Annotated in this window: 21 protein-coding genes; 12 read left to right on the plus strand and 9 right to left on the minus strand. The window is 37.4% G+C overall.

Annotated elements, in window-relative coordinates; translation table 11 throughout:
- The first annotated feature begins 15 nt into the window (after positions 1 to 15).
- From AC6EI2_RS10415 to proC, 4 genes are all read left to right on the plus strand, one after another.
- Entirely contained in the window at positions 16 to 282 is a 267-nt protein-coding gene (locus AC6EI2_RS10415) for a PipX family protein (protein WP_498462245.1), read from the plus strand.
- A 14-nt stretch (positions 283 to 296) separates the two neighbouring features.
- Complete coding sequence (locus AC6EI2_RS10420; protein WP_498462246.1) at positions 297 to 941, plus strand: YggS family pyridoxal phosphate-dependent enzyme; 645 nt, start codon at positions 297 to 299, stop codon at positions 939 to 941.
- A 155-nt stretch (positions 942 to 1,096) separates the two neighbouring features.
- Positions 1,097 to 1,672, plus strand: a complete 576-nt coding sequence (locus tag AC6EI2_RS10425; RefSeq protein ID WP_498462247.1) for a cell division protein SepF — start codon at positions 1,097 to 1,099, stop codon at positions 1,670 to 1,672.
- 13 nt (positions 1,673 to 1,685) lie between these two features.
- A complete protein-coding gene (gene proC / locus AC6EI2_RS10430) occupies positions 1,686 to 2,528 on the plus strand; it encodes a pyrroline-5-carboxylate reductase (protein WP_498462248.1) in 843 nt (280 codons plus the stop codon).
- Here proC and AC6EI2_RS10435 read toward each other — a convergent pair.
- The 4 genes from AC6EI2_RS10435 to hpf all read right to left on the minus strand — a co-directional run bounded on the left by AC6EI2_RS10435 (position 2,419) and on the right by hpf (position 5,883).
- On the minus strand, positions 2,419 to 3,693 hold the full coding sequence (locus AC6EI2_RS10435; RefSeq protein ID WP_498462249.1) for a glycosyltransferase family 4 protein: 1,275 nt from the start codon (positions 3,691 to 3,693) through the stop codon (positions 2,419 to 2,421). The two genes, proC and AC6EI2_RS10435, sit on opposite strands and share 110 nt — an antisense overlap.
- Positions 3,694 to 3,800: 107 nt before the next feature.
- Positions 3,801 to 4,601, minus strand: coding sequence for a DNA repair protein RecO (gene recO / locus AC6EI2_RS10440; RefSeq protein WP_498462250.1), 801 nt, complete (start codon positions 4,599 to 4,601; stop codon positions 3,801 to 3,803).
- Positions 4,601 to 5,284 carry a beta/alpha barrel domain-containing protein gene (locus tag AC6EI2_RS10445; RefSeq protein WP_498462251.1) on the minus strand — a complete coding sequence of 228 codons (684 nt, stop codon included), beginning with the start codon at positions 5,282 to 5,284 and terminating at the stop codon, positions 4,601 to 4,603. The genes recO and AC6EI2_RS10445 overlap by 1 nt, the downstream gene beginning before the upstream one ends.
- Before the next feature lie 14 nt (positions 5,285 to 5,298).
- Positions 5,299 to 5,883, minus strand: coding sequence for a ribosome hibernation-promoting factor, HPF/YfiA family (gene hpf / locus AC6EI2_RS10450; protein WP_498462252.1), 585 nt, complete (start codon positions 5,881 to 5,883; stop codon positions 5,299 to 5,301).
- Between hpf and lipB the strand changes: the two genes are divergently transcribed.
- From lipB to queA, 5 genes are all read left to right on the plus strand, one after another.
- A complete protein-coding gene (lipB, locus tag AC6EI2_RS10455; RefSeq protein ID WP_498462253.1) occupies positions 5,866 to 6,585 on the plus strand; it encodes a lipoyl(octanoyl) transferase LipB in 720 nt (239 codons plus the stop codon). The two genes, hpf and lipB, sit on opposite strands and share 18 nt — an antisense overlap.
- Positions 6,586 to 6,634: 49 nt before the next feature.
- Positions 6,635 to 8,608, plus strand: a complete 1,974-nt coding sequence (locus AC6EI2_RS10460) for an AMP-binding protein (protein ID WP_498462254.1) — start codon at positions 6,635 to 6,637, stop codon at positions 8,606 to 8,608.
- 80 nt (positions 8,609 to 8,688) lie between these two features.
- Positions 8,689 to 9,123, plus strand: coding sequence for a YlqD family protein (locus AC6EI2_RS10465; RefSeq protein ID WP_498462255.1), 435 nt, complete (start codon positions 8,689 to 8,691; stop codon positions 9,121 to 9,123).
- Between the two features lie 186 nt (positions 9,124 to 9,309).
- Positions 9,310 to 10,680: a dihydrolipoamide acetyltransferase family protein gene (locus AC6EI2_RS10470; protein WP_498462256.1), complete on the plus strand. Its 1,371-nt coding sequence runs from the start codon at positions 9,310 to 9,312 to the stop codon at positions 10,678 to 10,680.
- A 53-nt stretch (positions 10,681 to 10,733) separates the two neighbouring features.
- Positions 10,734 to 11,831, plus strand: coding sequence for a tRNA preQ1(34) S-adenosylmethionine ribosyltransferase-isomerase QueA (gene queA / locus AC6EI2_RS10475; RefSeq protein ID WP_498462257.1), 1,098 nt, complete (start codon positions 10,734 to 10,736; stop codon positions 11,829 to 11,831).
- Positions 11,832 to 11,840: 9 nt separating this feature from the next.
- Here queA and cysK read toward each other — a convergent pair whose 3' ends face one another.
- From cysK to rpsD, 4 genes are all read right to left on the minus strand, one after another.
- Complete coding sequence (cysK, locus tag AC6EI2_RS10480) at positions 11,841 to 12,827, minus strand: cysteine synthase A (protein WP_498462258.1); 987 nt, start codon at positions 12,825 to 12,827, stop codon at positions 11,841 to 11,843.
- An 89-nt stretch (positions 12,828 to 12,916) separates the two neighbouring features.
- Positions 12,917 to 14,383 carry a PLP-dependent transferase gene (locus AC6EI2_RS10485; protein WP_498462259.1) on the minus strand — a complete coding sequence of 489 codons (1,467 nt, stop codon included), beginning with the start codon at positions 14,381 to 14,383 and terminating at the stop codon, positions 12,917 to 12,919.
- Complete coding sequence (locus tag AC6EI2_RS10490) at positions 14,380 to 15,552, minus strand: trans-sulfuration enzyme family protein (protein WP_498462260.1); 1,173 nt, start codon at positions 15,550 to 15,552, stop codon at positions 14,380 to 14,382. The genes AC6EI2_RS10485 and AC6EI2_RS10490 overlap by 4 nt, the downstream gene beginning before the upstream one ends.
- 103 nt (positions 15,553 to 15,655) lie before the next feature.
- On the minus strand, positions 15,656 to 16,264 hold the full coding sequence (gene rpsD / locus AC6EI2_RS10495) for a 30S ribosomal protein S4 (RefSeq protein WP_498462261.1): 609 nt from the start codon (positions 16,262 to 16,264) through the stop codon (positions 15,656 to 15,658).
- 91 nt (positions 16,265 to 16,355) lie between these two features.
- Here rpsD and yidD point away from each other — a divergent pair, with 91 nt between their 5' ends.
- The 3 genes from yidD to AC6EI2_RS10510 all read left to right on the plus strand — a co-directional run bounded on the left by yidD (position 16,356) and on the right by AC6EI2_RS10510 (position 18,648).
- Positions 16,356 to 16,595, plus strand: a complete 240-nt coding sequence (gene yidD, locus AC6EI2_RS10500; RefSeq protein WP_498462262.1) for a membrane protein insertion efficiency factor YidD — start codon at positions 16,356 to 16,358, stop codon at positions 16,593 to 16,595.
- Entirely contained in the window at positions 16,592 to 16,903 is a 312-nt protein-coding gene (locus tag AC6EI2_RS10505) for a glutaredoxin family protein (RefSeq protein ID WP_498462263.1), read from the plus strand. The genes yidD and AC6EI2_RS10505 overlap by 4 nt, the downstream gene beginning before the upstream one ends.
- A gap of 215 nt (positions 16,904 to 17,118) precedes the next feature.
- A complete protein-coding gene (locus AC6EI2_RS10510) occupies positions 17,119 to 18,648 on the plus strand; it encodes a UDP-N-acetylmuramoyl-L-alanyl-D-glutamate--2,6-diaminopimelate ligase (RefSeq protein WP_498462264.1) in 1,530 nt (509 codons plus the stop codon).
- Here AC6EI2_RS10510 and AC6EI2_RS10515 read toward each other — a convergent pair whose 3' ends face one another.
- The gene (locus AC6EI2_RS10515) at positions 18,649 to 19,851 is read right to left on the minus strand and encodes an aminotransferase class V-fold PLP-dependent enzyme (RefSeq protein WP_498462265.1); all 1,203 of its coding nucleotides are present in this window, start codon (positions 19,849 to 19,851) and stop codon (positions 18,649 to 18,651) included. It abuts the gene before it with no gap.
- Positions 19,852 to 19,998: the final 147 nt, after the last annotated feature.

A 19,998-nucleotide genomic window follows, 5' to 3' on the forward strand; every position in this document is an offset into this window, starting at 1 on the left:
AAAAAGAATTAAAATTTGAACGCTGAACGCTATCTGAATAACCCAACTTTTGGAATGTTATATTTGGTTTCACCAGCAACTAATGGTAGAGATGTTTATGCAACTTTATATGCGCAAAAAATATTTTTTTTAGTTACTTTGCAACCTAGAGGAGCAACTTTTGAGGTTATTCCATATATGGATGCTCGGCATTATTCAGAAATGCATTTGTCTAAATGTAAGAGAGAAAAATCATCAGACATTGACGTTTGGAAGGAATTATTTAATCAAACTTTTCTGTAAATTTGGTCGATTTGATGGTAATTGACTCTCATGAATTTAAGTCGATAATAAATTCACTACCCTTAGAGGTGAGTTTACTTGCAGTGAGCAAGGGACATGATCAAGAATCCATTCGTAAACTTTCTGGTTATGGTCAGGTGGATTTTGGAGAAAGTCGTTTACAAGAGGCTCTCCCCAAAAAAAACGAACTGAATGATCTGAAGCAACTCCGATGGCATTTTGTCGGTACATTGCAGAAAAATAAAGTCAGAGGAGTTATTAAAGAATTCGACTTTATTCATTCTGTTGACTCTTTGTCGTTGCTTGAGCGAATTTCTAGAATTTCGTTGGAAGAGCAAAAAACTCCAAATTTATTTTTACAAGTGAAATTTAGGAATGATCCCAAAAAGGGGGGATTTTCAAAGGAAGATCTCTTGAACAGTTGGTCTAAGATTATTGCTTTGAAAAATGTTAATTTGATCGGCCTAATGACAATTCCACCAATTGATCTTGATTCCTATCAAAGAAAAGATTTATTTCATGAATGTAGAAACCTTGCAAATCATTTGGGTTTAAAGGATTGCTCAATGGGCATGAGCAATGATTGGGAAGAGGCTATTGAGGTTGGCGCTACTTGGATTCGTTTGGGATCTTTTTTGTTTGGCAAACGTCGAACTTAGAGAAATTGTCGAAGATATGAAAAAACTAATAAAAAAGCTTGCCCCTTTAGATAAGGTTCGTTATTTAAGTATATGGTTCATCCTTCATTTCGTTGAAGATGTATCCGATGTTGGCTTATCCAACTTTTAACAAATCATCCCGAGAGGATTAACTGGTGTCGCTTATTTCCCGTCTTCGTGCTGTCGTCGCTGGTGATGACTTTTTAGATAGTGATTTTGATGAGCTCGATTACGACACAAGTGAAGAATTTGAGAATTTTAATAAAGGGAGCAAAGTAGGAAACGGAGAAATGGCAACAATCTCCCAGCCCAATCCTTTTGATGGGAGGGGTGGTTATAGTTCTTCAAATGTCATAGGTATGCCTGGGATTTCAACAAATGATTCTGAAGTTAGTTTGATGGAACCTCGTAGCTTTGATGAAATGCCGAGAGTAATCCAAGCTTTGAGAGAGCGTAAAACAGTTATTTTAAATCTCACAATGATGGAGCCTGATCAGGCGCAAAGGGCGGTTGATTTTGTTGCAGGTGGAACATTTGCTATTGATGGACATCAAGAAAGAGTTGGAGAAAGTATTTTCCTTTTTGCGCCTTCTTGTGTGACAGTAACTAATTCATTCCAAGAGGAAGCTTCCCCTTCAAATATGACTAATAAAGGTCATGACTTGATGTCTAAGGAAACCTCTCCTGCTCCTGAGCCTGCGTGGGGGGAGACAGTAGCGACAGCTCTTTGAGTGATTAAATAGATTGGAAATTTCTATTGGGATAATTGGCCTTGGCAGTATGGCTAAAGCTATTGTCTCACCTCTTTTGGAAAGAGGTGAATACAAACCTGAAAATGTTTTAGGAATTGTTGGTAAAAGCTCAAGTATTGAGCCTGCGTTAAAAGATCTTCCAAAAGAAATAAAAGTCGTATCGAGTGAAGATTCTTTCTCGAAAGAGATATGGAATGCCCCTTTGAAAATTTTGGCTGTAAAACCTCAACAATTCAGCAAAATCAAAGAATCAGATTCAACATTCCAATCGAAAGCTCTCTTCCCCAAACCATTGTTAATTTCCGTCTTAGCTGGAATAACATTGAAAACTCTTAAGAAAGCTTTCCCCTTACACACATGTGTAAGAGCAGTGCCAAACACTCCTTGTCTTGTAAGTCAAGGTCTTACTGGCTTGGCCTGGGAGGGTAGTATAACTTTGGATCAGAAGGAAGTCGTTAGAAAGATTTTTGAACCTATTAGTGACATTTATGAGTTAGAGGAGCAAAAGCTTGATGCCTTTTTGGCTTTAACTTCTTCAGGACCTGCATATTTAGCTTTAGTGCTTGAAGCAATGGCTGATGGTGCTGTGGCAGCAGGATTACCACGACAATTGTCCAATCAATTAGCTCATAAAACCCTCTCAGGTACTGCATCGCTATTAAGAGAAAAAAGTTTGCACCCTGCTGAACTTAAAGATATGGTTGCCTCTCCAGCAGGTACTACAATCAGCGCTCTTCGACACCTTGAACTTGCGGGCTTGAGATCCGCCTTAATTGAAGCAGTTGTTTTAGCTGCTCAGAAGAGTCGTCAATTGGCTGAGGAGATTTCGAGTTAGATGATTTAAGTACGTCCGCATATAGAGTTTCAAGTGAGTCAATATTTTGTTGAAGTGTATATCTTTCTTTTACCCTCATGCGAGCACGTCTACCTAATTCGTTTGTAAGTACTGGTTGATCACGTAATACAGGTAAAAGGGTCCTTAATTGAGAGGTAACTCCCTCAGTGTTAAGTATTATTCCTGCTCCATTTTCAAGCACTTCTCCATCTGCTCCAGCATCTGTCGCGATGCATGCTGTTCCAGTTGCCATGGCTTCAAGCAAGGCGATAGATAATCCCTCTACAAGACTTGGGAGTATAAAAACTTCAGCGATTTGAAGAAGAGCAACTCTTTTATTTTGATCGGCCTCATATCCCCACCAAATAACATTATCTTCTTTATTAGACATTGAATGATTTTCGAGCGTTGGCCTTAGTGGCCCATCTCCTACTATTACTAGTCGACATCCTTTTGGCTGGACGAATCTCCATGCTCGTAGTAAGGCTTCAACATTTTTTTCAGAGGCTATTCTACCCATATAGATAAATATTCTCTCAGAACCGAGCTTCTTTTTTATTGCATGTTGAAGCTCGTTTTGTGAATTACTTGGTTTCAGCGGGTTCCATTTCTTTATATCAATTCCATTGGGGATTACTTCGAGTCTGCTCTCTTTAACGCCTAGTTTGGCAAGTACCTCTGCTTGCAAATCTGAAAAAACAATTACTCTGTCATACTTGGCTAATGATGGTGCATAAAGTTGGTAGGTAAGTTGCTGTGTATTAGCAGTCAGATTTCTTAGTTTCGAATCGAAAGCAGGGTGAAAAGTTGCGATCAAGGGTAAATTAAGTTGATGACAAAGCTCAGGTAGTCGAAAATCCAAAGGAGAAAGAGTCAGGCTTGCATGAACTAAATCAGGTTTAAGTCTCGAAAGAGATTCTCTAAGCTCTCTTTGAGCATTTAATGAAGGGATTGTGTAAACCTGAGATTTAATTAAATAAGGAAGACTTACATCAGGATCATTGGCCAATAGGGAAGTTTTATTATTCCCATCTCTTGTTGGGTTATCAAAGTGAATAAAACTTGTTTGATATCCCCTCTCCCTAAGCTTTTCAGTCGTGCTAAGCCCGTAACAGACGTTCCCGCAAAAAGGTGTTTTTTTGCCTAGCCAGGCGATATGAGTCAACTCTAAAAAAATCGGTATTTTAAATTAGCAGCTATCATAAGTTTCTTCTCTAACTATTGTAATAGTTAAATAATTCATAAATAATAATTTCTTTTAAATATGTTGTTCTAATTAGTATTTAGATCATTGCAAATTATTACCTCTCTCATCATTTGAAGAGATGTGATTCTTTTTTGTAAATGAGTTTCAATCCAGGTCTCAACAATTTTTAGTAGTTTTAACCAGACATTTTTAGGACCTAATAATTTTCCATTACTGTGAAAAGGTAATTTTTCTAGTAGTAGTCTCTGAAGTAAAGCAAGTTCAGATGGATTAAGCTCAGTGATTGCATTAGGAATTCTTCCAATTGCAAAACCCTCTGCAGGAATAAAGCTACATTTCCAACTCCACTCGCCAATAGGGGGTATTAGCTTGGAGCCTGAGTAACAACAGTTTTGAAGTGGTAAGCAATATCCGCCTAGAGCCAATAAATGAATGCATGATTGAATACTTATTGCTAGAGCTTCTAATGTTTCAAATTTTGTTTTATGTAATTCATTTAGTCTATCTAGATGGATTAAAACTAGTTTCAGTAAATCTTTTTGCGGGTCTTCATTCCCAACTAAAATCATAATCAGCTCGGAAATTGCTTGTGCGGCTGAAAGTGTTTCGATGTTTTTTCCAAGATTTCCATAACTCTTAATAATTTTTATTTGTGTAACTCGTCTAAGATTTTTTTTTCCGACTATGTGTAAATCTAAAAAATTAAACGGTGATGTGGCTCCAAGTCTACTTTTCGGTTTTCTTGCTCCTGGTATTGCGAGACGTGATATCCCATTTTCTTCACTAAGTATCGTTAAAAGCCTGTCATTTTCACCTAGTGGACCAACTTTTAAAGAAAGACCTTTTATTCTTTGATTTGAATTCATTATTCCTTTTTCTTTTGTTCTTGAGTAATTTCAAAACCAAAACTTGTTCCAATATATGTTGACCCTGCTTCAATAATTTCTATTGCTTTATCAAAAGTTTTAATACCACCGACAGTCTTAATTGAACAGCGATTTTTAACAATTTTAGAGACATGATTAGTTTGATCCTTTGAGAAAGATGGCCCAAAACCATTACCTATTTGAATTCCAATTGCGCCCGCATCAATTAATGCATCAATTGCTAAGGAAAGTTTTGATAAGTGTAAGATTATATTTGCATCCATTATTACTCTTACGGGAATTCCAAGTTCACTGATTTGATTTATTTCCTCAGCAAATAGTTCTATATTGCCTTCTTTTAAAGCAAAATAATTTGGAACAAGATCTAACTCTTCTGCTCCTTTCTCTAGTGCATACTCGGCTTCTTTTCGTTTGTTAGAAGTTGGGATAAACCCAAAAGGGAAGGCGATTACTGAGATTAATTTTGTAGTACTTTTGCTGCCTAACCTTTCACGTGCAATTGATAGATTGGAAAGACTAGTACATAAACCTGCAAAGCCATTTTGCTTGGATGCATCACAAACTTGAACAATCGTTTCTTTATCAAAATGAGGATTTAAAACTGCTTGATAAATCACATTAGCAATATTGGAATGAGCTTCTTCTAAGCTGTTAATACTCATTTGACTAATAGTTTCTAAATTTTTTCTTGGATTACGCCATATCCTCCATGATTTCTCTTGTAAATAACTCGTAAAGCTGACCCTTCTTCCTCTCTAAATAAATAGAAATCATGATCAATCAAGTCTAATTGGACTCTTGCTTGATCAATTGTCATAGGATTCATTTCAAAATATTTGCGTCTTACTCCTGGGCTAGGTAAATGAGGTTCTTTACCTTCAATGAGCGAATGATCCGAGGAGGAAAAATTTTCAGTTTCTTCGTTTTGGACTGATTTCATTGACTGATTATTATGAACATTGTGACTGTTATGTCGCTCTTTGTACTTACGTAATTGCCGTGCAAGTTTATTTGCTACTAAGTCGATGCTTGCATAAAGATTTTCACTTCTTTCTTGGGCTCTTATTACCGTTCCGTTTGCAAAGACAGTTACCTCAGCTGTCTGTTGTGGCACGCGAGGATTTCGAGCGACTGAGAGGTGGACATCAGCTTCTTGTACCATCTCTTGGAAATTGTGAGTTGCTTTATCAATTTTTGTTTTGGTGTAATCACGAAGTGATGGAGTTAATTCAAGATTGCGTCCATGGATAAGAAGCTTCATTCTGTTTCGCCTGAGTCAGGGCCTAATATCAACTTAGATCTAACCCCTCAACTTGCACAATCTTCTTCCGCTTTTCTTTTTGAACCTAAAAATATTGTGCCATTTGAGACTGCCTTAAGTTGGCAGAAGAATTTTCAAAAAAACCTTATTGAGGAACCGTTCTCACCCCAAGCAGTATGGCTTCTTGAACATTTTTCTTGTTTCACACTGGGTAGAGGTAGCGATAAAAAAAATTTGTTGTTCGAAGAAAATAATTCTCCTTTGCCAGTTTTTAGTATTGATAGAGGAGGTGAAGTTACGCATCACATGCCTGGGCAGATCGTTGGATATTTGGTTCTAAATTTAAGTCTTCACAAAAAAGACTTATTTTGGTATTTGAGAGAATTGGAGCAAGTGCTGATTGATGTCCTTGACTTGTTGGGAATAGAGGGGAAGAGGTTAGATGGCTTAACAGGAGTTTGGTGTGAAGACAAAAAGGTTGGTTCGATAGGAATTGGTTGCAAGAGATGGGTGACTCAGCATGGATTTTCACTAAATGTAGATTGTGATCTAATTGGGTTTGAAAAGATAATTCCTTGTGGACTAGATAAAGTGAAAGTAGGGAAATTGAGTGATTGGATACCTGGCATCAAAGTCTGTGACGTTACGCCTCTTTTAAGAGAATCTGTTAAGAGACGTTTTAAATTGAACTGGGAAAAATAAATCAACCTCTTTAAAGATCACTAAAAAAATAACAAATTATTTTTTGGCTATGACAAAAACTAACTCACAAAAAAATATATTGTCTTCTGAGGATGCTTTGGCTTTTTGGATCCCTAATAGTAAAGAGGAACAAGCAATTAATAGAAGATCTCATCTTAATAAGATCACTCAAGTTGACGAGATTTGGGAAATATTAAAAATTCAGTTAGGGGAGGTATTGGCGGTTGATTCACCACATACTTTCCACCCAGAAAGTTTTACATATGAAGAACTTGCAGACAATATTTCAATGGCAGCATCTGCTTTTTCTCAGATCGGAGTAGAACCTGATGAGGTGGTCGCTCTTTTTGCCGAAAATAGTCCTAGATGGCTCATCGCCGATCAAGGTCTTATGCGAATAGGTGCAACAGACTCTGTTAGAGGTGCGACTGCTCCACCAAGTGAACTTAGATATATACTTGAAGACTCAAATGCGGTTGGATTGATTGTTCAAAATTCCGATGTATGGGAAAGACTTTCGCTTAATGATGATCAAATCAATAGTTTGAAATTTGTTCTGCAACTTGAGGGTAAAGCTTGTGAAGGCGTTTTTGAATGGGAGACTTTTTTGAAGAAAGGATTAAATATGGAAAACGTAAGCAAACAGGAGAAAATAATTGATAGGCAAACAAAAAGAATAGCAACCATTTTATATACTTCTGGAACGACTGGTAAACCTAAAGGAGTTCCACTAACACATTCTAATTTATTACATCAAATTAGGTCTCTTGCTTGCGTAGCGAACCCTTCTCCAGCCTCGCCTGTATTAAGTGTCTTACCAATTTGGCATTCATATGAACGTAGTGCAGAATATTATTTTTTTTCTTGTGGTTGTACTCAAACATATACATCAATTAGGCATCTTAAGGAAGATTTGCCAAAGGTTAAGCCAATAGTAATGGCAACAGTACCAAGGCTTTGGGAGTCAATAAAGTTAGGGTTTGAGGATGCTGTGGATAAAATGCCGAGACTGAGAAAGACCTTAATAAAAAATGCGATTTCTAATAGTAAGGCATATAAATTGGCACGAAGAAAACTTTATTTTTTAACTATTGAGAGGGTTTCTAGTTTTGAACAAATTATCTCTTGTATAGAGATTCTTTTACGGTACCCCATTCATAGAATTTCCTCTATTTATTTATGGCCAAAAATCCTTACCAAGATTTGTGGAGGAAAATTGAGATTCCCTATTAGTGGTGGAGGTGCAATTGCTCCTCATATTGATTCTTTCTTTGAGGCTTTAGGTGTTGAATTATTAGTTGGTTATGGCTTAACAGAAACTAGTCCAGTCTTGACATGTAGACGGCCTTGGAGAAATATACGCGGGGGTGCAGGTCAACCATTGCCAGAGACTGAGATAAAAATAGTAGATCCTGAAACATTCCAAATAAAAAAACTGCGTCAAAAAGGTTTGGTTCTTGCCCGTGGTCCTCAAATAATGTCTGGTTATTTAGGAAAACCATCTGAATCGAAGAAGGTTTTAGATGCTACCGGCTGGTTTAATACTGGAGATTTAGGGATGTTGCTTTCTGATGGATCCCTAATCCTGACTGGAAGAGCAAAAGATACGATTGTGCTAAGTAGTGGGGAAAATATTGAGCCCGGACCTTTGGAGGAATGTTTGATTGCTAGTCCATTAATTGAGCAGGCTTTGCTATTGGGTCAAGATCAAAAATATCTTGCTGCTTTGATTGTTCCAAGAATTGATCACGTAAAAGAATGGCTGGCAGAAAGGAGTGTGAATTCAAAAGTTGTTCTTGGAATATCTTCTGAAAATTATGAATTAAGACAATCTCTAAAATTGGCAATGAATCAAGCTCTGGCAAATCGTATCGGATCTAGAAGAGAAGAGAGATTATTTTCAATTGCCTTGGTAGAGCCATTTACAATAGAAAATGGCTTGTTAACGCAAACTCTTAAGCAAAAACGTGAAAAAATTATCCAACGTGATTTGAAACTTATAAATGAAATATATGGTTTGTAATTTGTTTGTTTGGCCAATTAAATTGACCAATACTATGTTTTACTGAGACTGTATGGGTCGAATCATGATTTATTGATCAGGTGGACTCAATTTCTATAAAACGTTCAATAACTGTCAGAGCAGTTGTAACACCTTCATGGAAAGAGGAGGCTGAACGTGAATTAAGCAATGCAATATCAGCAATAGATCAGCAACTTGGTGAATTAGAAAAAGAAGGACAACAGATTATTGATGGTATCAGACGTCAGAGCGCTAATCCTCTTGACCCAAGAGTTCAAGAGCAAGTCGCTCAAGTTCAGAATCAAGTTGCTTCTAAGAGATCAGAATTTGAGGAACAAAAAAGAAATCTTCTGTCACAGCAATCTCAAGTTCGTGAGTTGGAGATGGAACAAATCGTCGAGCAAGGACAAATTGACAGCTTTTGTGATTTAAAAGTTGGTGATAACTTAGTCAGTAAAATGGGTGTGAGTATTTTGGTCAGAGATGGCTTAGTAGAGGCAATTGATCAAGATTGAAATTTGGTCGAACTACAATTAATCCAAAAATAATTTTTGATATTAAGAAGAAATCCACATAAAAAAAACTATCGTTGTAAGGACACTCATGTAGAACTAACATTGGTATGTATTGATACTTGCAAAGCTTCCAGAAAGTTTTGAAGCCTTGCTACAAACTCTCCATAAAGGAAATAGGAACAAATTATGGCCACTCATGACATCTTTATGCCTGCTTTAAGTTCAACTATGACTGAGGGCAAAATAGTTGAGTGGCTAAAAAAACCTGGAGATAAAGTTGAAAGAGGTGAGTCCGTTTTAGTTGTTGAGTCAGATAAAGCTGATATGGATGTTGAGTCTTTCCAAGATGGTTTTCTTGCTTCGATTGTGATGCCTGCAGGCAGCTCTGCACCTGTTGGAGAGACAATCGGATTGATCGTTGAGACAGCAGATGAGATCGCTGCAGCTCAAGCAAATGCACCTTCTCCTTCCCCTCAATCAGGTAGTCAAGAAAAAGAGAGTTCATCGCCTCAAGTTCAAGAAAAACAAGCCTCTATTGAACCTCCTAAAGCGACAGTAGTTACAAATGCATCTCCAGCACCTCTTGTTTCAGAATCCTCTGTAAATCAGGATCAGTTTTTAAATGATGGTCGAATAGTCGCTTCCCCAAGAGCCAAAAAACTTGCTTCTCAAATGGGAGTAGATTTGGCAACTGTTAGGGGTTCAGGACCTCATGGACGAATACAAGCTGAGGATGTTCAAAGTGCAAAAGGGCAACCCATAAGCGTTCCTTGGATTGCAGAAAGTAATGCTCCAGCAAAAATCGTTTCTGACGTGCCTCGCATAGAAAAAAAATCTGTTGACTCTGGTAAGCCACCTGCTCCAGGGAAAAGTTTTGGATCTAGAGGGGAAACAATTGCATTCAATACTCTTCAACAAGCTGTAAATCGGAACATGGAGGAAAGTTTGAATAATCCTTGTTTCAGAGTCGGATACTCAATTCTTACTGATGAATTGGATGATCTTTATAAACAGGTTAAACCGAATGGAGTAACTATGACTGCTTTACTTGCTAAAGCAGTTGGCTTAACCCTGGCTAGACACCCTCAGGTGAATGCGGCTTTTAGTTCTGAGGGGATTGCCTATCCTTCACAAATAAATGTAGCCGTTGCAGTTGCGATGGAGGACGGAGGGTTGATAACTCCAGTGCTGCAAAATGCTGATAAGACGAGCCTTGCTGATTTATCCCTGCAATGGGCTGATCTTGTTAAGCGTGCGAGGAATAAGCAATTAGAACCGCAAGAATATAGCAGTGGAACGTTTACACTCTCGAATCTAGGTATGTTTGGTGTGGATCGTTTTGATGCAATTCTGCCCCCAGGGACTGGGGCAATTTTAGCGGTAGGAGCCTCATTGTCTAAAGTTGTTGCTTCTAAAGATGGTTCGATTTCAATCAAAAAGCAGATGCAAGTAAATCTCACCGCTGATCATAGAGTGATCTATGGAGCTGATGGAGCACTATTCCTGAAGGATTTGGCATACTTAATCGAAAAGAAACCTTATAGCCTCTCGTCTTGAGTTTAATTAGTTGAGCCACAAGTTAGTTTTTTCTTACTTTAATCTGATTTGATGTGTTAGATCAAAAAGATAATCTTTTAAGCTCATATAACTATGATTTACCAATTGACTTAATTGCTCAATCACCTACTAAGAGTAGGCATGATGCCAAATTAATGATTGTTAAAGATGGCCTCGATGACTCTCTAAACCTTGTGCATGCAAAGGTATGGGACATAAAGGATATCTTGAAGCCTGGCGATCTTTTAGTTGTTAATAATACGCGAGTTGTTAAAGCAAGATTGAAAATTCGATTGTCAGGAGGAGGGGCAGGTGAATTATTGCTAATGGAACCGAGGGGGGATGGACGATGGCTTTGTCTTGGTCGTCCTGCTAGGCGTATGAGAGGAGGTGATCAATTGTGGTTAGATACGTCATCGGATAATTCTTTAATCTTGAAAGTTATTGATAAGGATGAGAGAACAGGCGGAAGAATTATTCAATTTTCAAATGAGTTTACTAGTTGGACTGAAATGGAAAATTTACTTGATTTATGTGGAGAAGTCCCATTGCCTCCATATATAGATAAGGACAAATCTAGTGGTCATGAGGAAAGCTATCAGACTAGATTTGCTTCGAAACCAGGAGCCATAGCTGCTCCCACAGCGGGATTACATCTAAGTGATGAACTTATAGAAAATTTAAAAACGAGAGGTATTAAAATTGCTCAAATTACTTTGCATGTGGGCTTAGGAACTTTTAGACCATTAGAGAAAGAAGATCTATCTCAGTTGCATTTACATAGTGAGTGGATAGAGGTTACTGAAGAGACCATCAAAGCGATAACTAATTGTCAGGAGGATGGGGGGAAAGTCTTTGCTGTTGGCACTACAAGTGTGAGAGCCCTTGAGGCTGCTTACCTTTCAGGAAGTGGAACTTTGAAGCCGTATGAAGGAAAAGTGGATTTGGTAATCAAACCAGGATTTAAATTTTCCGTCATTGATGGATTGCTCACTAATTTCCACCTACCTAAAAGTTCTCTATTACTTTTAGTTAGCGCTCTAATTGGTCGAAAACGTATGTTGAAACTTTATAAGCATGCTATTAATAACAAATATCGATTTTTCTCTTATGGAGACGCGATGTTGATAACACCGGAGTCAGTTATATAAAATCAAAAGTCAAGCTAATGATGGTTCTTTGATAACGCCTGTAGGAACATTCTCAAACATTACGGATGAGATATATCTTTCGGCAAGGTCAGGTAGAACTACAACGATTGTCTTTCCTGAGAACTCTTCTCTTTCAGCCAGCCTTACAGCTACAGCAGCAGCAGCACCACATGATATACCAACTAGCAGACCCTCTTCTTGTGCTAAGCGTAATGCCATTGCAATAGACTCGTCATTGGAGACTTGCTCAACTTGATCGACTACGGATAAGTCAAGATTTTTAGGAATAAAACCAGCCCCAATGCCTTGAATCTTGTGAGGTCCTGGTTTTACTTCTTCTCCATTTAGAGTTTGTGTTATTACTGGGCTATGAGTGGGCTCTACGGCAACAGATAATAATGAATGATTTTTTTCTTGTTTTATGTAACGAGAAACACCTGTGATTGTACCACCGGTCCCGACGCCAGAGACTAAAACATCTATTTGACCATCGGTATCATTCCAAATTTCAGGACCTGTTGTTTTGAAATGTATTTCTGGATTGGCTGGATTATCAAATTGTCCTGGCATGAAGTATTTTTGAGGGTCGCCATCTGCTATTTCTTTCGCTTTCGCAATGGCGCCAGGCATTCCTTTTGCTGCCTCAGTAAGTATTAATTCAGCACCAAGAACAGCCATCATCCTGCGACGTTCAATTGACATAGATTCAGGCATCGTGAGGATTAACTTGTAACCTCGCGCAGCAGCTGTATAAGCAAGGGCTATCCCAGTATTTCCAGATGTGGGTTCAATAATGACTTTGTCTTTGTTGAGCAAACCTTTCTTTTCAGCATCCCAGATCATATTTGCTCCAATTCTGCATTTGACGCTGTAGGCAGGGTTACGGCCTTCTATTTTTGCAAGTACTGTCGCTTTTGCATTTTTTGTGATCGAATTAAGTTTGACTAATGGTGTATGACCAATAGCAAAACTATTGTCTTCATAGATTCTTGACATTTTTTTAAATGACTTAATTAACTAATACTCTAAATCTATATAAAAAATTTGCTAATTGGTTATTTATACAATTTTTATTAGTGATTTTTTTATATTACTGAATTAAATCTTGACCATAATTCATCTTCATTTTCTAGCCCTACTGACACTCTTAATAAGTGTTCCGAGACTCCATAACTTTCAGCCCATTTCAATTCTTTATAGTGAGCTAACTGAACATAGGGACAAACCAATGTAAAATTTGTACCTAAGCTTGGCCCTTTGTTTACTCTTAATGAATCATAAACTCTTTTTGATTCTTCAATCCCACCTTTAAGTTCAAATGATAATAGACATCCATAACCACCTCCTTTCTTTAATAGTGAATTGAAATTTTTGCAATATTGAGGATGTAGGACCTTTGAAATTTCTTTTTTTGTTTCTAATTTTTCTTTGAGCTTTAAGCAAGATATATTTAATCTTTGCAAGCGATCCTTTACGTCTCGACTGGTTTTTTCTAACTCGATAGCATCTGAATCAGATAGAGTAGATAACGCAACTTTAGGAATTATCTCAGCTAATTCTTTTTTCCATTTGGAATAAGGACTTACGACAGTACTGCCAGCAAGAATATCTCCTCTTCCAGCGAAGCTTTTTGTAAGTGAACTAAAAACAACATCTGCATAAGGAGTTAGATGAACATTTAGAGATGAACCGATCGTATCGTCAACGATGATTGGTATATTCTTATCTTGAGCTAACTTAGAAATAGATATGAGATCAACGCATTGTAATAATGGGTTGCTAGGGATCTCTATGATTAATGCAGCTGGATTTTTTTTATTTAACTCTTCTCTTATGTTGCTTAATTTTGTTTTTACGATGAGATCGCTTCCTTGGAAAATGATCTGAGGCAGTTTAAGTACATCAACATATGGAAAGCCTATTTGTAGTGTCGAAGAAGTTCCTTTAATACAACTTATTGCTGAAAGAATAGTCGTTAAGGCAGCCATGCCTGAACGATGTAGTCGTATTAGACTTTTATCGCAATTATATATATTTGCTAATCGCTTAAGAATCTCTTCTCGTGCGTAATGACCTTCAGAAATGGAGGGTTTTTTTTCTTTCCCAAGGGCAATTGCCGCTTCACGTGACGACAGCCCAAGACCAGTGTGTTGCCAGAAGGCTTTCGCAGCAAGATCACTTCTTTGGTCAACAATTAGACAGGAAATACCAAGAAAATCTTTTATTTTTGAAAAACAATCAGAATCTTTCTGAAGACAATATTTTTGTGCACTTAAAGCAGAGACGCTATTGGGATAAGGCCAGCTACTTTGATGAGATTCATTATGAAATAAAAGTGATTTCTTGGCCACCTCAGCAACAAAAGGATTAAATCCAAATCTAGGGTAGATTGCTTTTAATGAATTTATGCAGGCTGGAACCTTTTCTTCGTAGGCGATGACATCTTCCCATCTTGGCAAGGCGACAGATACGGCATGTGGCCGATTAGGAAGAGGCTCCCCTAAGTCTTTGGCACTCCAGCAAGGGTCATTAAGTAAATTTCGTTCAGTCAAGAGATGTTCCCTAATGCTTGATTTAAATCAGCACTTAGATCCTCAATATCTTCACATCCGACGGAAAATCGAATAAGTGAATCAGTAATTCCAATCTTTAATTTTGTTTCTTGGGGAACTGAAGCGTGGGTCATTGTCGCTGGGTGGCAAACAAGGCTTTCAATTCCTCCGAGACTCTCTGCCATTTTGAAATAATGAAGATTTTTACAAAATGAATAAGTTTGGGCTTGAGTTGCTTCTAAAGTGGCAGTAACAACTGCTCCTCCCATAGCCATTTGCCTTTGTGCTAATTCACGTTGTGGATGATCACTTCTGAAGGGATATCTAACTAATTTTACTGCTGGATTCTCGGCCAATTGATTAGCTATTTTAAATGCATTATTAATTTGTTTTTCTAAGCGGAGTGGAAGAGTTTTGATCCCTCTAGTAATAAGCCAGCAATCAAAAGGAGAAGGATTTAAGCCAAGAGCTTTTTGAGCGAAATTTAGCTTGTCTCTCCATACGTTACTCTCGGTGCAAACCGCACCCCCAAGTGCATCTGAGTGACCATTGATATACTTGGTCGTGCTAGTCAGAGACAAAGTCGCTCCAAGCTTAAGAGGCTTTTGTAATAGAGGAGTTGCAAAAGTGTTGTCTACAACAACAGGAATTTGCAATTTATTTGAGAACCGACAAATTTCCTCAATATTAATGATTTTAAGAAGTGGATTAGTTGGACTTTCGATCCAAATCATCGCGGGTTTGTGATTTGAAATGACTTCTTGAAAATTGGATTTCGTAAAGTCTATCCATTGCGTTTTTAATCCAAAGCGATTAAAAACTTGTTCAAATAATCTCACCGTGCACCCATAAAGGTTCTCCTCACAAAGGATTAAGTCTCCAGCCTTAAGAGAGGAAACTATTGCTGTAATTGCAGCGACTCCAGAACTAAATACACTCGCGAACTGACATTCTTCCAGATCAGACAAAACTGATTCAAGAATTCGAAAATTTGGATTTCCTGAACGAGTGTAGTCAAAACCACCTTGATTGCCATGTACGAACGTTGAGGTTGGGAATATCGGGGGCATTATTGATCCTGTCTCTCCAGAAAAATTTTCTTTGTGATGAATGACTCTTGTGTTTACTCCAGTGCTGAACTCCTTGCCTCTTTTTTTTACTGATCCCATATCCTTTGAGTTGTTTTTCTATAGGCTATAGAAAAACATGAAAAAGCCCCTAAAAAAAGGGGCTCTATAATTAAATTTAATGAGAAAGAAGCTATGTATAGCCCTATACCTTTCTTGAGTAATACTCAACAACTAACAATTCATTAATTTCAATAGCAACCCATTCCCTATCTGTTTTTGCAGATATCCTTGCCGAGAGGTTTGTTTTATCTAGTTCAAGGTGTGGAGGAACATTGGCAAGACCTGGAAATTCTAAGTTAGCTTGAGCCAATTGCTTACTAGCTTTGTTATCTCTAATAGCAATGACATCTCCAGCCTTGCATTGGTAACTTGCAATGTCAGTGATCTTGCCATTAACAGTTACATGTCCATGGTTTACTAGTTGTCTTGCACCTGGAATGGTAGGTCCAAATCCAAGTCTAAAACAAACATTATCAAGTCTATTTTCCAGAAGCTTCAAAAGATTTGTTCCTGTGGACCCTTCCTGAGCACGAGCTTTTTTTACATAACGAACAAGCTGGCGTTCGGAAATACCATAGTTGAATCGAAGTTTTTGCTTTTCTTCGAGTCGGATCGCGTATTCAGAGCGCTTGCGACGGGCTTGGCCGTGCTGACCTGGGGGATGAGACCTTTTTGCGGCCTTCCGGGTGAGACCAGGCAGGTCTCCCAAGCGTCGCGTGATCCTCAAGCGAGGTCCGCGGTATCTAGACATAGGGGTTTAATCTGGAAACGTTTACTGGAAAGGGTAACCTGGAAGTAAATCCATTAGCACCTTATTCTCCAGTTTTTTATTCTATATAAAGATGCTCACAAAGATCAATAAAACGATTGCAGTTGTTTTTGTTGGTTTAATTTCCTTTTATCAAAAGTGGATTTCACCATTGGTTGGACCCAGTTGTCGATTTATCCCTAGTTGCAGTGCTTATGGGATAGAAGCTGTTAATAAGCATGGTCCTTGGAGAGGTGGATGGCTGACTTTGAAAAGGTTAAGCAAATGTCATCCTTTTACTCCTTGTGGGTGTGACCCGGTTCCAGATAAATGAACTCAGAGGTATTAATTCTATATACACGTAAAGGGTGCTGTTTGTGTCAAACACTTGAAGAAAAATTGTCTAATTTATGTTTAGAAAATTTAAAACCTTCTATAGTGCTCTCCATTGTTGATATAGATTGTGAAAAAGTGTCTTTAGATATTCAAATTAAGTATACAAACGAAGTTCCAGTAATAGTTCTTGACTCAGCTAGTCTATCGAAAAAGATTGAATTACCTAGGGTCTCTCCTCGTTTAAAGGAAGAAATGCTTTTATCTTGGATACAAAAGAATTTGAATATTTTTTACCAAACAGCTTAAGAAAATAATCAACTCCTATTTTATTAAACTACTTTGTTAATTTCCAAGAGACAAACATAATTTATTGTTTTTGTAGATAAAGTTATTTTATAAAAAAGATTGAATTAATTTCTAATTACTGAATCATAAGTAGATTTATTTTATTGTGAAATTTATGTAGATCTTTTTATACTTGAACTGATCCTTCATTGATTTTTCATCATCAGAGGTTTGTTTTGTCGCGTTATCTGCACACTTTATTAAAGGCAATTGATTTTCAAGTCCCTTCAGGCTTAGCGAATCCAGAAATAAAAAATCTTTCATTTGATTCTAGGGCAATCGAAAAAGGTGATTTGTTTTTGGGTTTAAAAGGTGAAAAAGTTGATGGAGGGATTTATTGGGCAAAAGCGATTGAGAGAGGTGCTTGTGCAGCCATTATCAGTAGAAATGCATCTATTTTGAGTCCACCAACTAATGAAGACCCAGTAGTTATTATTCCGGATCCTGTATCACTGTTTATGGGAAAATTGGCTGCAGATTTTTGGGGTAAACCATCTAGTGAGATTTGTTTAATAGGCGTGACTGGTACTAACGGTAAAACGACTACTTCATTTTTAATTGAGTTTTTGACTGCTTCGCTTGGCTATCCATCCGCCTTGTTTGGAACGTTAATTAATCGATGGCCTAACCATGAGGAAACTTCAAAATACACAACTACTTTTGCGGTCCCTTTGCAGGCTCAACTTAGTAACGCTGTTCAGGCCGGGGTTCAATATGCAGTAATGGAGGTAAGTTCACATGCTTTGTCTCAGAATAGAGTTGCTGGTTGTGATTTTAGTGGAGCAATATTTACAAATCTTTCAAGGGACCATCTAGATTATCACGATTCAATGGAATCTTATTTTGAGGCTAAAGCTAGTTTGTTTCGTTCACATTTAATAGAAGACGATTGCCCTAGATCAGTAATTAATATAGACGATAAATGGGGCGCATTATTAGCAAAAGAGCTAAATAAAAAATGTTGGACATGCTCATTAAAAGAGAATTCTCAAACCAGAGAGAAACCAGATTTACATATAAGTAATCTTCAAATTATGCAAGATGGATGCAAAGGGAAATTGCATACGCCCTATGGGGTAGAGAAATTCTTTTCACCACTTATTGGTGATTTTAATTTAATGAATACTCTTCAAGCAGTAGGAGTCCTAGTTCAAAGGGGATTACCTTTGAATGAACTTTTGGCAGCTTTAGAGAAGTTCCCTGGAGTACCAGGGAGAATGGAGCTGATTAATATGGATGGATTTAAAGTCAAAGAAGGCTATCCACGAGTGATAGTGGATTATGCACATACGCCGGATGGCTTGCAAAATGCTTTAATAGCCTCGAGATCATTGACGAAAAAAAAATTAATCTGTGTATTTGGTTGTGGTGGTAATAGAGATAAAGGTAAAAGATCTGAGATGGGGGAAGTTGCTGCTAAGTTTGCAGACTATATAGTTGTGACATCTGATAATCCTCGGCAAGAAGACCCAATCGAAATCATCAGAGATATTGAAAAAGGTATAACTGTTGATTCTGAAATTTCTGTTGAGCCAGATAGAGCCATAGCAATTCAATTAGCCGTAGCAAAAGCTCAGAAAAACGATATTGTTTTAATAGCAGGGAAAGGTCATGAAGACTATCAAATTTTAAAAGATCAGACAATTCATTTTGACGATCGTGAACAAGCTAAAAAAGCATTATCTTTAAAAAAAAATTCATATTGATTATTTTGTAGAGATGAAATTCTTTAAGCCAAAGACGAGGTTATCTATCTCTTGTAAATCTGTTGTTACATGAACGCAAGCACGAAGCCATTTGGGATCTTCGAGAACTCTTATCCATAAATTCTCTTGACCAAGATAATTGACAACCTCTTCAGGAGAATCATTTCCATTAATAGTAAAACTTATAATTCCTGAAGGTGGAGGACTATTTAAAACAAGTTTAATTTTTTTGATTTGGTTTAGTTTTTTCCACAGGATAGCGCTGAGATTTTTAATTTTACAAAAGCGTTCCGTCTCATTACCTTCATCCCTAAGCATTTTTAGAGAGCTCCTCAGGCCTGCCAAAAGAGGTACACAAGAAGTTGCTATCTCAAAACGTCTACCATCAGAATGAAAAGGAGTTTTATTATCGACATATATTCCTTCTTCAGTTTTTAAGCTTTTCCAACCTATTAATGTTGGACTTGACTCTTCTAAAACTCTCTTTGAAAGAGCAACAGCTCCAAGCCCCTCAGGCCCGTAAGCCCATTTATGTCCTGTAAATGCATAGATGTCGGCATTGTCACAAGCACCTTTCAGTGGTATGTGACAAAAACTTTGAGCAGCATCAACTAATAAATAAGGTTTACTTGAATGTTCTTTAAGTCTTTTGGAAATAAGTTCAATTGGCATGATTTGTCCTGTATTCCAGAGAAGATGTGAAAGAACGACGAGCTTTGTATTCTTTTGCAGATGTTCATCTATTAATCCAACTACTCTGTTATACGTCTCATCTTTCTTGTCGTTACCATTGCATAATTTTGATACGGGTAGTATTGTGATTGTTAGATTTTTTTTTCGAGCTAGTTCTTTGCATGCCGCGACTATCCCCGGGTGTTCGCAATCGCTAAGCAACAAGTTATCACCATCAATAAATGGCAGTCCTAGTAGAGGTAAGATACATCCGGAGGTGACATTTTCAGTAAATGCAATTCTCTTTGGATTAACTGAGCACATCTCCGCTATAAGATTTTTTGTGGTTATGACTTCTTTCGTAATGTATGGCCAAACATTATTTGTGAATGGACCTAAATTTTGAATTGTTTGCCAACTCGAAGTTATTGCACTTAATGATTGAGTTGGGAGTGGGCCTTGACCTCCATAATTGAAATAGTCTTTATTTTGCAAAGCGGGCATATTATCTTTAAACAATACGGGTGCCATATTTTTTCTTTAAGTTGTGGTAATTAAGAATACTTTTTTTTTGCTAACTTACCAATTTGATTATGTTATCTAGCGATTTCAACCTTAATGCCTAACTTCCTTAAGGTCATTGTGGAGTAATTTTAAATCAAAAAATATGTTATTCAA

The organism is Prochlorococcus sp. MIT2302 (genome assembly GCF_059772385.1).

Coding starts and splice junctions, on each gene's coding strand:
- AC6EI2_RS10515 (WP_498462265.1), bottom strand. CDS start 19,851: ATGGCACCCGTATTGTTTAAAGATAATATGCCCGCTTTGCAAAATAAA.
- AC6EI2_RS10490 (WP_498462260.1), bottom strand. CDS start 15,552: ATGGGATCAGTAAAAAAAAGAGGCAAGGAGTTCAGCACTGGAGTAAAC.
- rpsD (WP_498462261.1), bottom strand. CDS start 16,264: ATGTCTAGATACCGCGGACCTCGCTTGAGGATCACGCGACGCTTGGGA.
- recO (WP_498462250.1), bottom strand. CDS start 4,601: ATGAATTCAAATCAAAGAATAAAAGGTCTTTCTTTAAAAGTTGGTCCA.
- AC6EI2_RS10470 (WP_498462256.1), top strand. CDS start 9,310: ATGGCCACTCATGACATCTTTATGCCTGCTTTAAGTTCAACTATGACT.
- hpf (WP_498462252.1), bottom strand. CDS start 5,883: ATGAAGCTTCTTATCCATGGACGCAATCTTGAATTAACTCCATCACTT.
- AC6EI2_RS10460 (WP_498462254.1), top strand. CDS start 6,635: ATGACAAAAACTAACTCACAAAAAAATATATTGTCTTCTGAGGATGCT.
- AC6EI2_RS10445 (WP_498462251.1), bottom strand. CDS start 5,284: ATGAGTATTAACAGCTTAGAAGAAGCTCATTCCAATATTGCTAATGTG.
- AC6EI2_RS10420 (WP_498462246.1), top strand. CDS start 297: ATGGTAATTGACTCTCATGAATTTAAGTCGATAATAAATTCACTACCC.
- AC6EI2_RS10505 (WP_498462263.1), top strand. CDS start 16,592: ATGAACTCAGAGGTATTAATTCTATATACACGTAAAGGGTGCTGTTTG.
- lipB (WP_498462253.1), top strand. CDS start 5,866: ATGGATAAGAAGCTTCATTCTGTTTCGCCTGAGTCAGGGCCTAATATC.
- cysK (WP_498462258.1), bottom strand. CDS start 12,827: ATGTCAAGAATCTATGAAGACAATAGTTTTGCTATTGGTCATACACCA.
- yidD (WP_498462262.1), top strand. CDS start 16,356: ATGCTCACAAAGATCAATAAAACGATTGCAGTTGTTTTTGTTGGTTTA.